6 protein-coding genes are annotated in these 11,838 nt (G+C 38.5%); all 6 read right to left on the bottom strand.

The genetic code is table 11. The annotated features are described in order from the left end of the window. Positions 1 to 277 precede the first annotated feature (277 nt). On the bottom strand, positions 278 to 1,822 hold the full coding sequence (locus tag BN2628_RS15155) for a DUF6850 family outer membrane beta-barrel protein (RefSeq protein WP_052431469.1): 1,545 nt from the start codon (positions 1,820 to 1,822) through the stop codon (positions 278 to 280). 2 nt (positions 1,823 to 1,824) lie between these two features. Next, on the bottom strand, positions 1,825 to 3,183 hold the full coding sequence (locus BN2628_RS15150; RefSeq protein ID WP_055098666.1) for a DUF4876 domain-containing protein: 1,359 nt from the start codon (positions 3,181 to 3,183) through the stop codon (positions 1,825 to 1,827). Positions 3,184 to 3,204: 21 nt separating this feature from the next. Next, the gene (locus BN2628_RS15145) at positions 3,205 to 6,033 is read right to left on the bottom strand and encodes a TonB-dependent receptor (protein WP_044227354.1); all 2,829 of its coding nucleotides are present in this window, start codon (positions 6,031 to 6,033) and stop codon (positions 3,205 to 3,207) included. A 284-nt stretch (positions 6,034 to 6,317) separates the two neighbouring features. Next, positions 6,318 to 9,020, bottom strand: coding sequence for a glycosyl hydrolase family 28 protein (locus tag BN2628_RS15140; protein ID WP_257606511.1), 2,703 nt, complete (start codon positions 9,018 to 9,020; stop codon positions 6,318 to 6,320). Between the two features lie 28 nt (positions 9,021 to 9,048). Continuing rightward, positions 9,049 to 10,344, bottom strand: coding sequence for an acetylxylan esterase (locus BN2628_RS15135; RefSeq protein WP_021930114.1), 1,296 nt, complete (start codon positions 10,342 to 10,344; stop codon positions 9,049 to 9,051). Then, positions 10,341 to 11,747, bottom strand: coding sequence for a glycoside hydrolase family 28 protein (locus BN2628_RS15130; protein ID WP_055098660.1), 1,407 nt, complete (start codon positions 11,745 to 11,747; stop codon positions 10,341 to 10,343). The genes BN2628_RS15135 and BN2628_RS15130 overlap by 4 nt, the downstream gene beginning before the upstream one ends. Positions 11,748 to 11,838 lie beyond the last annotated feature (91 nt).

The following is an 11,838-nucleotide window of genomic DNA, read 5'->3' as shown; positions in this document are numbered from 1 at the left end:
GCCCTACCATATCCATTCCAGGGCCTCCCGATAAGACAGCCCAATTCCCAGATAGCGTGTCCTTGTTTATCTCAGTTTGAGCCGCCACAGCAACAGTAAACAACAAAGAACTAACAGACAGTAAAATTTTCCTCATAATTTATTTCCCCTTTATAAAAATTAGTTTTTATGTATAATATATACTAAGGGCAAAATAAGTGCAAAACGAATTCAAAGGAAATACCTAATAATTGGTAATTATTACATAAAATTAAATAAATATGGTATTTTCTATATACTAAAAAGCAACACCGATTACGGCTGATATTCCATCTGTATATACCTTATCAGTATACCAACCACGTTGCCAATATGCCGTAACATAAAGGGCGCAACGTCTATTAATTGCAATATCACTTCTCAAAGCCAATTGAAGAAAAATATAGTCAGTAGACAAGAATCTATAATTACAGTATAACGGCGTCAATGTCTTTTTATCTACAATATCAGATAACTGCAATTGAGAATTTAGCGATGCCGAATAGCGGACCTGACCATCAACTCTCAACAAAGCTCGTCTTATCTGTTTCCATATTCGCACCATGGCAGAAGAGTTGAGCCTGTCATTATCCAGTGTCCTCATTGGGTAAATATAACGAACTGATACTTGATGGAATCCCACATTAGGACAAACTGCCCAACCGAAATTTGCAGACGCACCACTTTCGTAAAATCCGGAAAGAGTATATTCCGCCTGTTTGCTACTATATTGTTGAGCCGAGGCTATCAAGGGATAAATATCATTAGCCGGATCCCCAAAAAGATTTTCCGTACCTTTCCGGTGATTATTTGAGACATTGGTTTTCATACCCCAAAACCGATTATCATTTTTCTGTTTATAGCCCACCTCAGCCTTCCACGTATACTCATCAACTTTGGCCATTGGCAATTCGTTCAAAGAAGATATAATTTTTTCAAAACGGAAATTATCAAATGATACATTTACTGTAAATCCACTTTTAGTTTCAGGAAGCAAATTCAGACTTCCTCCAAATCTATGCCCTTTATAATACGTTTCCTTCTTTTCCCCTCTAAAACGATAATAATCCATGCCCATCCCGGTAAAATGATAAAGAGTCACATTTCCCTGTTCGTTGTAAAACTTTATATCATTTTTCTGTTTATACTTAAAAGCATTTACAGAAAGCCCGACCCGGTAATAACCAACTTCGGTCAAAGCTGCACCAAGAGTAAAATCAAGCTCTCCTGTTACATTACGTGGACGGGGATCGACCTGTCGATATCCAAGAGTAGCACTATACGAAGCATCTACCCCCCAAATAAAACGACCGCTTTCTGCAGTATATCCTCCCCCAAAATAATATCGTTCAGACTTAAAATCTCCACCCAATGTATCACCCATAACATATGGATAAAGTAAAAGATAATCTGAAGTTTCATTCCATTTCACATTCTTCTGTATGCCATTCCGGTAACTCGCTTTCCCCCACATGCTACTTTTTCTCTTATTGATAAAAGAGTTTACATCTACAAAACCATAGCGAAAACCATCCCCCATTTGCACGACAATAGGCAGACTTTCATTCCTATAATCGCCTCCCACTGAGACCTCATTTAAAGTATAATCATACATTCTGTATTTCATCACAGGATTATTATAGGGCAAAGAAAAAAAACTCGTATATACTGAGGAATTTTCGGTTATTCGTTGCAGCACCGGAGTACCTTCTTTTTTTGTATCTTTTTTTTCAGCCCATACAGAAGACAAAAATGCAGGAACGAATATCACAAGAAATACTATATTTAGCTCTTTCCTCATCATTTTCACTTATTACTTTCAGTTTTCGGCATAACCCCATCCCATGTTACAGTAGATGCTTTGGTCCCCTGGGCATCTTTTGCCGTACCCTGCTGCTCTATAATAGAAGGAACACATTCTGTATTGAAATCATCACTGGAATTATTCGTATCCTGAAGAATACAACGTCCATTTTCAAACCCTGCAACTTTGCGACGTACACTCTTGAAGTAACGCTCCTTATCATGGTCTATCTTTCCGCAATGGGTCCACCCAGCATCAACATTCGGCGGCAAAATGTCCCAAACCCGCGCAGCCTCCACACTACAATTAACCCCGTCTACAATCCATGAATTCGGAATTTTATAAGCTGATTGCTGCATCGGAAACGTTCCGGCCGGCAGATACATTGTATAACTGTATGTATAATAATAATCCCGTAGATAAGTCTCCTTGTCGATAGGAATACGAGCAAGTGCATACGAACAGAAACCTCGATTATGAAGTACCCAAAAACTCAATGTATAACAATACCATTTATCCAAGTTAGGAACCGTAGGACTATCAATATCCATATGGGATGGCTTTGTCGACTCATCATACCATTCAAAATCAGCAGCACTCAAGTCAAATGAATTAGGGTTAGCATTACGGTGGTCTATACCTGTATCGCATAAAATGAGACTTTCGCCCGGCTGTACCGGATGTTCTTTTCCACTCCCTGGTATTACATATATAGCCCATACGGTAAATGTATCTTTCCGAATATCAGGGGTATAATCGAAATACTGTGTAGATTTGAATTTCGACTCACAAAGAGCTAATCCATCGGCATAAAGGACATGGTCCGTATTATTATATATTTTGACATAAGAATCTCCATAATATTGAGAACCTGACGAACGTAACGTTCCGGTAAAAAATATCTCCTCTATGATAAAATCATCTTTATCACTAAACAAAAATGTTTCTATAGACAAATTTAATTTCTCATTGCTATTTATCTCTACAGACTCAAGTTTTCCCGACAATTTTCCCTGCATTATGACAGTCTCAGACTCCTGAGTATGGTCGTCTCCGGCTTCTCCTTCGTCGGGATTGCTGGTTGCACCTTCTGACGTTGTTTGGTAAGTAACATCTGCCTTATACGAGCAATTATACAATCCTCTGGGTAAATCGAAATTTTCATTTACGGGAACTGTAACATTTTCGCCTGTCGAGACATTTGTAAACACAAGAGTCTCTTCCAGTATTGTCAAAGCCTGAACATTATCTGGATACACAATAGTAACTCCCGTCGTAGTACGTGGCACATCCATCTCGTCCTGGCACGAAACAAAGGCAACAGAGAAAAGAGTGATAAACAATATAAATTTCAATTTCATATTTATTGTATTTTTATTATTTCATAAAGTAAAATTCAATTCCATTCCAAAATACGGGTCTACATTTCGCCGAATAGTAAAACCATTCGATTGGTAATCGGGGGTATAATCCAACAGCTTATTAGCAAAAAAAGCTAAACTCAAATGCTTGCCAATCCTTTTTGTCGCCTTAAAATTGACATACAAAGCCATCGGTATTTTCATCGGCCTAAAATTGTCTTCATTATAATTCAGTATCAAATGCTGTAAAATAGCATCTGATTTAGACTCTTCCGTATACGGATGCAACTCTCCATCAGAAACATCGATATAAGAAACCGGGATTCCGTTTTTTCTTTGTAACTGACGTTGGGTATACCATACACACTGAACTGATGATGTAAAAATCAATCCCCATTCAGGGACCTGTGTATCCAACATAAAATTAGTATTGAACCGGTGATTTATCTGCCCGTCATTCCAATTATATAAACCGATATAATTATCCTGTACAATAACATTATCTACGACATCGCTAACGGCATAATACATTGGCAAACTATTTGTATATACTGACTTAAACCACGCTCCAGTTATATTCACTGCTGTGCGTAATGGTTTTATTCGTTGCGATGTAAACTGAAATTCAACACCTTCCTTTTCCAATCGACTGCCATTTTCCGCACGACGGTAATAATCCAATTTGCTTTTTTCAGAATAAGGAATGTTCTCCAATATCGGTGGTCCTTGCAACTCACTGCTTATTATCGAACTTTCATCGTAATCTTTATAACTATACGGAGCATATACATTAGAATAGCGGAAACCGGATGATGTAATTTCTCTAAAATAACTGACGGACAAGCGATTGCCATTATAACTGATATCTGTCCGAACCTCCCATTTTTTATTCCGGGCCGGTTTCAAATTGTAATTAGTCTGGTCTTGAATATAAGATAAGACGGTAAACCGACTGTTCTCTACCGGTTTTTTATCATCATAATATGCTAATTGAGTAATATCATTATAACGTTTATCTGGATATAAATAATTCAGTGTAGACATCTTTGTTGTCCATCCTATGCCTCCTGCCAAAGCAAAAACCAAATCATGTTTTCCTATTTTTATCCCCGGAAATGTCCACTGAGCATTAAAACGAGGGTCCAAATAAACCTTTCCTTTGAGCAAATAAGCTTCATCTAAACCCAATAAAGAGTTAGTACGGACTCCAGCAAGAAGTTCCAATTTATTTTTCCAAAAATTTTTGGTAATCATATCTTCAAGGAAAAAAGACAGATTTTGTATTGCCGGAATGTCCTTATAAGCCCGAGGACGAGAATCCCAATCCCCCACAGCAGACAGAGGATGCCCTAAATCATATACTTGGCCACGTCCATAATTTTTTGTATAATCCCATTGTCCACCGACTTTAATGTTATTACGCACACCGGCCGGATTCACATTGAATTCACTCTTCAACTTGACGTATGTATTGAACGGCTTCCCTTCACTCAAATAGTCGGCCATATATTCAGAAAACAAAATCTGGGCATCATGTTCTCCGGCATCAGTACTCGTAGGGGCCAAACCATAACGTTGAGGTGATACCAAACGGGTTTGTGTCAATCGGTCTACTTGCATACTAACTGCAGAATTTAGCTCAACCAGCTTCAAAAAACTTAATTTCGGGAATTTCCACTCTAAATTATTCGTAAAAGCCGAACGATTATAGACGGACTTATACTCATCAATACGACCAAAATTAAGTTCCGGGTCCTGTTTACTATTATCAAATGAACCCGTATAATCAAATGCAGAGGCCCATCTCATCACCCATCGTTCTTTTTTCCAATTCCAAGTAAGACGAATTGAAGCATTGATACGCTGATAATTCTCAAGTTTATTGGTCGGATCGACCTTTGAATTAAGATAACCACCATCCAAATTGACAATCAAATCCTGGTTGCCTGGGACAATAAAACCTTTTCCTACAGCAACAAGTTTACTATATCCATCAGCCTTGAAACGGGCGGCCAAAGGAGTTGCCTTTCTTATCTTCTTAATATTGACAACCCCACTGGTCAAATTTCCATACTCCACAGAAGGAATACCCCTGATAATCTCCACACTTTCTATATCATCCGTCGAGATAGCCCGCATATCTACACCTCGATTAGTTATATTTCGCTTATTTTCCGCATTGTTGTTATCTCCTGAAGAATAAGTATTTGACAATGGAGAATATTGCAAATTAGCATCCGTATTAATCGGAGCCCCGTCAACTACAAACAGTGTTCCAAGAGAAGTAATGGCATAATCGGGATTATTGGTTGCATTCCCATTCGCATCGGTTGTCCCTGTTTCCCGTAAATTAATAGTATTAGCTGCACCCATATTCGGATCTTTAGAAATTCCTCCGGGCAAAAGTTCCAACAAATCAGTAAAACTGGTCGGTTGTAAATGAGACATAGCCGAACGATCAATAATAGAAGCAGTAACAGGTCCTCTTGCTTCAGTAGCAGTTACAACCACCTCATGCAACTGATTACTGGAATATATATTGACTGTGAGATAAAGATTCTTTTTAAGTTCAAGATGTTTTTTCTGTTTTTTATAACCAATGTACGAAAAATAGATATCATATTCTCCGGGTTGTATTCCTGTTATTTTGAAATTCCCTTCGTCATCGGCAACAGTTGCGTAATTTTTTATTCCTTTTATCTGTACAGTAGCATAGGGCAATATTTCTTTCGTCTGTGCATCCCTTATACTCCCGCTAAGAATAACTTTATCTAAAGAAGTTTGTGTATACGCGGATAGAGTGGAAATTATATATATGAAAAGAGTAACTATAATTCTTTCTCGTCCCATTTTCTCTCTATATTTTGTGACGTGCGAAACTACACACAACTCCATATAGAAACAATCGCAATTTTTAGGTATTTTTTATGTTAATTTCAATATAATTGTTATATCTACCTCCAAATTACCAATAAGTTAACCAAAATAACTGATATCTGTATACTTGCATTTTTTCAATATGATTATCAAATAACGACTCCGTTCAAACTCTAATGATAATCGTAACAAAAAAGAGTGAAAAGCAAAGTATCACCCTTTACTTCCCACTCTTTTCCACTCTCGCCTTTAATCCTTTACATACACATCACTTTACGCATAATACTTCCTTTTGCGGTACGGACCGAAACCAAATATACTCCACGTTCAGGAACTTCTATCGTAACACCTCCTATAGCTACCTGCTGAGTAGTATAAACCACCTTACCCGAAATATCGAATACATCCACTTCGATATTTCCTTCGATATAGGAAGATATATTCAAACGACCGCCGTCAGTAGTGATAACAATATCTTTATCTTCAAGAACCTGAGCAATATCTGTTACTTCATGATTGGTTACATCAACAAATACATAATCAGGACGAGCATCAGCATTTGTCAAATTGAATCTGACATTATCAAATTTTACGTCATTAGCATGACGCACATAAAATCCATATGCAGGAAATGGGGTACCAAACATATTAGATTCGGGATAAGCATCGACAAGCTCTGGTACATTGGCATTAGCATCATTCACTGTACCGCCACCCGGCAACGTAATCTCGACATCCTTAATCAGCACATTATCGATAATTCCTCCCGGCACTCCGACAATAGCACTGGCCACTTTACTAACACATGTTGCTGTAACATTAGATATAGTAACATTCTTCAACTGGCTCATCTGTGCAGAACCTTCACGTTTTCCTAAACGCAGGAAAATAGCCGTATGTACATCCTTCATTTGTATATTGGAAATATTCACACCATCCAATATACCACCATTTACAGATTCCAATGCTATACCTGATATGACAGATGGTCCCTGAAGAGTTATACCACAGAATGACAATTTACTGTTCTCATAATGTTTACGGAAGTTATCTTCACTGGCTCTTTCTACAACACAATCGGTATAAGTAATATTTCTAAATCCGGTCTTACCGGCTGTTCCCAATTTAATGGCATTACAATTGGTACGAATAGTACAATTCTTCACTGTTACATTCTCCACCATAATTCCCCGGTCACTCTTCATACAAATACCGTCATCATCACAATCTATATCACAATTCTCTATTTCTACATTCTTAGAATCAATATCTATCCCATCATTATTCCAATTAGTGTGGCTATATACCTTCACGCCTTTTATTTTCACTCCGTCACACATTAAGAAATGGGCTGTCCAAAACGCCGAATTCTGCAAAGTAACATCCTCAACTACAACGTTTTTACATTCCACAAGATGAAGAACTTTAGGCCTATCACCCTTTCCATTGCCAAAATCAAAATCCGGAGCATCTCCACGACCGTTGATGATACCCTTACCTATTATCTTCACATTTTCTATTCCCTTTCCAAAAACTAATGCACTGGTTTCAATAGCTCCGGCATTAGGAAATACAGCACGATAATCTTCGATATTACGACTACCGATTAACTGGGCACCCTCCTCAAGTTTCAGCGTCATATTGGAACGCAGGAATATGGGCCGAATAGCATAACGGCCACTGGGAATCACAACCGTTGCCTGTTTCATTGAGCAAGCATCGATAGCTTGTTGTATCAAATCAGTAACATCATCTCGTCCATTATTAGAAACACCACAAGACTCCACTACATTTAGCTCCCCACCTTTAGGTACAAGATCTACAAACGGATTATCAGATTCTATTCCCAAATTATATTCATCCACCGGCTGTTTAGTTAAAGAAACATTCTTCAATACCGGAAGCTGAAACGATTCATTTCCCATGGTCCAGACAGTTTCAAAATCCCAATTAGTGTAAGTCGACTGAGTAGCCAACTCTTCAGCACTCTTATCCTGTCCGTTCTTACCATTGGCGTCGCTACTTGAAAATGGAGCGTCATTAATGGTACAACCGGAAAATGCAAAATTATTAGTCAACGTTATTTTCTCTTGTTTTGCCCAAGTAAATATACGATTAGGCGTTTCATCCTTAACCGACAATCTTTTATTAATAGCTACACAGTTCGATATAGTTGCCTCCATCTGTGCAACTGCACCATCGGATGCACTGACTGTACCCATTATGCCTCCTGTAGAACCTCCACCATCAACTGTTATATTATTCAATGCATAACACTTTTCTATAAGAACCGTACATCCACCATACGAACTACCGATAATCCCACCGACACCGTCGGCTGTAGCATATACATTTCCTTTTGCGTAAGAGTTGGTAATAGTTATATGTTGGTTATTGTTCCGTCCTACAATACCACCGACAAGTGTACCTTTCGACTCTACATTTCCTGAAACATAGACCTCCTGTATCAAAGTCTGCTTAGTTCCTCCAACACCTGTAGATAACCCAACTAGAATACCTACATTACTACTCCCTGTTATTTTTTTCCCATCAGCAACAATCACTCCTAATTTCTGTATGGTAACATCTCCACCGATAACTCCAAATAACCCGACATTAGCTGCATCAGCATCTATCCATATATTTTCTATCACATGGCCATTTCCGTCAAAAGTTCCGACAAATGGTGATGTATCTGTTCCTATAGGAGCCCATCCTGTCGCAGGAGTATTAATTGTTATCCAATTTGCCAAATCAATATCGGCACCTAATTTATAGTGGGCACTCAAATTATCCCTTACACTATTCAGCTCGTCGGCTGTACTTACCACATACGGGTCTTCTACCGTTCCTGTACCAGAAGCAAAACCGGCAGCCCACATATTGAATGAGACTCCCGAACAAAAAATACAGGATACCATCCAATATTTAAAACCATTAAACATTCTCATCGTTCTCATGATACTTAAGTATATAAAAATTAAACATTTATTTCTTATTCTCCATCAGGAGTTTCTCTCCCCACATCCAAGCTTCTCGCCACAATTCTGGATAATTATAATGCTCGGTCTCCGGTGCTGGAATAAACGTCTTCGGTGATAGAATACTGTTATATACAGCGTATGATGTTGTAGGTGGACATACCATATCATTATACCCAAAAGAGATAAAAATCGGTTTATCTAATATCCTTGCAAAGTTGACAGCATCATAATAAGCAATAACCTCTTCTTTTCTTCGGATAGTAACATCTGCATAATCTTTCTCCTTAAAATAATGTGGCCATCCCCCTGCACGACCATGCAAATAACCATTTACATCAGCCAATGCAGGATAGAATACAACACATCCCATTACCCTATCATCCAATGCAGCAGTTACCAACGATAATAACCCACCTTGGCTACCACCGTAAACAATCAAATCTCCGTTGAATTTTGACATACTATATATGTAATCGACCATACGGAGACACCCCATATATACCCGCTTATAATAAACCGTCTCAAGATTATCCCAATTAAAATTCCAATAGCTGTCCAACGGGCCATAACGCAAATCTTGATATACCGAAGCCGGCATTGTTACCGGGACTCCATGTATCCCCATATCCAACGTTATATATCCTCTTTCAGCTTCTGCTATATGTCCTTCATAAGGACGTACTCCAGCTCCGGGCACACGTAACAATGCAGGATATTTTTTATCTCCTTTCGGGATACAAAGTATTCCGAACATGCGGCTCCCATACTGAAAATTCTGGACACTCAGTTCATATACATCCACCTTCGATGTACATCTTTCCGGCAATAAACGTAACCGGGCATCCATTGGTACATCTGCATTCTCTCGTTTAGCTTTCTCCCAAAAATCCAGGAAATCAGCCGGCATCTTTGTAGTAGGTTTCAAACTCTGAGGCTCATACCCTGCCGTAGCCCTCCCCTCATACATTTTTTCCCCTACCTCCACAAACGCACGACAACGTAAAAAGCCGGGAGTACGCAAAGAACCGGCATCTACCGTAATTTTGCCATTTTTCAAAACTATTGTTTCTTCCTTAAAAGGCTCCATCATATCCCGAGACAGCTCATACCGGACCTCTACCCCTTTTTGCAAAATTCCATCTTTAGTCACCGTTATTGTGAAACAGGCATCTTTACCTAACGGATATAGCCAGGTCTCACTGTCTGGAACGACCGAGACTTGTATCATTTGTCTCATAGGTTGCGCCACACAAACCCACGAAATACAAACAAAAAAGAATAACAGACTTAACTTTCTCATTTCTTTTTCAACGTAGGTTTAGCACCGTTAAACGTACATCCTGTCTGTACAAAATTTTTGACATCATCAAGATAGAACATCGGCCTTTCATCTTTATTCTTAGTAATCATCTTTATATTGGACAAGGTAATACCATCGGCATGACGTATGTAAAAACCCGATGCCGGCAAAATAGAGCCAAACATTCTATTCTCAGGATACTTATCTATTGCTTCTGGTACTTCCATTTTTATTTCATCTTTACCTACTTCTGCATCAGTAACCAATGTTATATCACTTATAGTTAAATTCTGGATGTCCCCTCCGGGAACTCCCGTAATAGAGCAGGCTACCTTGCTTTCGCTACGAGCGACAACACGGCTTATCATCACATCATTGATACGGCTCATCTGTTTAGAAAAAGTCCTCTTGCGGTCACCCAATCGAACAAATATGGGTGTCTGCACAGCACGCATCGCAATATCAGAAATGATAACATTCTCCATTAATCCTCCATCTACTGACTCCAAAGCAATTCCTGCCACCACAGTCTTATCTTTAGTTCCAAGCCAAGGATAATTTTTATACCACTGACGAATATGATCTTCTGAAGCCCTATCAATCACACAATTAGATATTGTCACATTCTTAAATCCACTATATGAAGATGTCCCGAATTTTATAGCGTTACAATTTGTTTTCAATACACAATTAGTTACTGTTACGTTTTCACAAGGTGTATCGGTATCACTTTTAAGGCATAGTGCATCATCGTCACAATCAATATAACAATCTGACACCACAACATTACGACTATCAATGTCAAGACCATCGTTATTCCAGTTAGAATGACAATATACTTTCACTCCTCTCACAATAACCCCATCACATTTTTCATAATCTTGCGTCCAATACGCCGAATTGCGTAATGTTACATCTTGTACTCGTACATTATTGCAACTCATAAAGTAAATTATTTTAGGTCGTCTCGGACCACCTTTAGAGTCATTTCCATGTTGAAAGTTAGGATGAGCCCCTTGTCCGTTAATTGTGCCCAAACCTGTCACTGCAATATTCCGGGCATTCCGAGCAAAGATCAGTGCGGGAGTTTCTTTTCCTTTGAGATTAGGAAACACTTTATGATAAGACTCCAAATCTGTACTTCCCAATAACTCTGCACCAAATTGCAAATGCAAGTTTACATCTGATTTCAGAAAGAGTGTTCGCGTTAGAAATTTACCGGCGGGTATCTCCACAGTTCCCCCTTGCCGAGCAGAACAATCATCTATAGCCTTTTGTATAATAGCCGTATTATCAGTTATTCCGTCTCCTTTAGCTCCTAATGTGGTTACATCAACTGAATAGGCAAAAGACTGAAATACAAAAAAGCAAGCAATCAGTGTCAATAAATTTTGTCTCATCATAAATCGGTTCTTTTTTATTTTTATAATTCTATTTCGTATCTTCCTGTTCTTTATTCCTTATTTACAGGACAATAGGTTACTTTCTTTTGAT

The sequence above is a fragment of the Gabonia massiliensis genome (assembly GCF_001403595.1).
Taxonomy (GTDB): domain Bacteria; phylum Bacteroidota; class Bacteroidia; order Bacteroidales; family Coprobacteraceae; genus Coprobacter; species Coprobacter secundus.
This window is presented reverse-complemented; position numbering and strand designations above follow the sequence as displayed.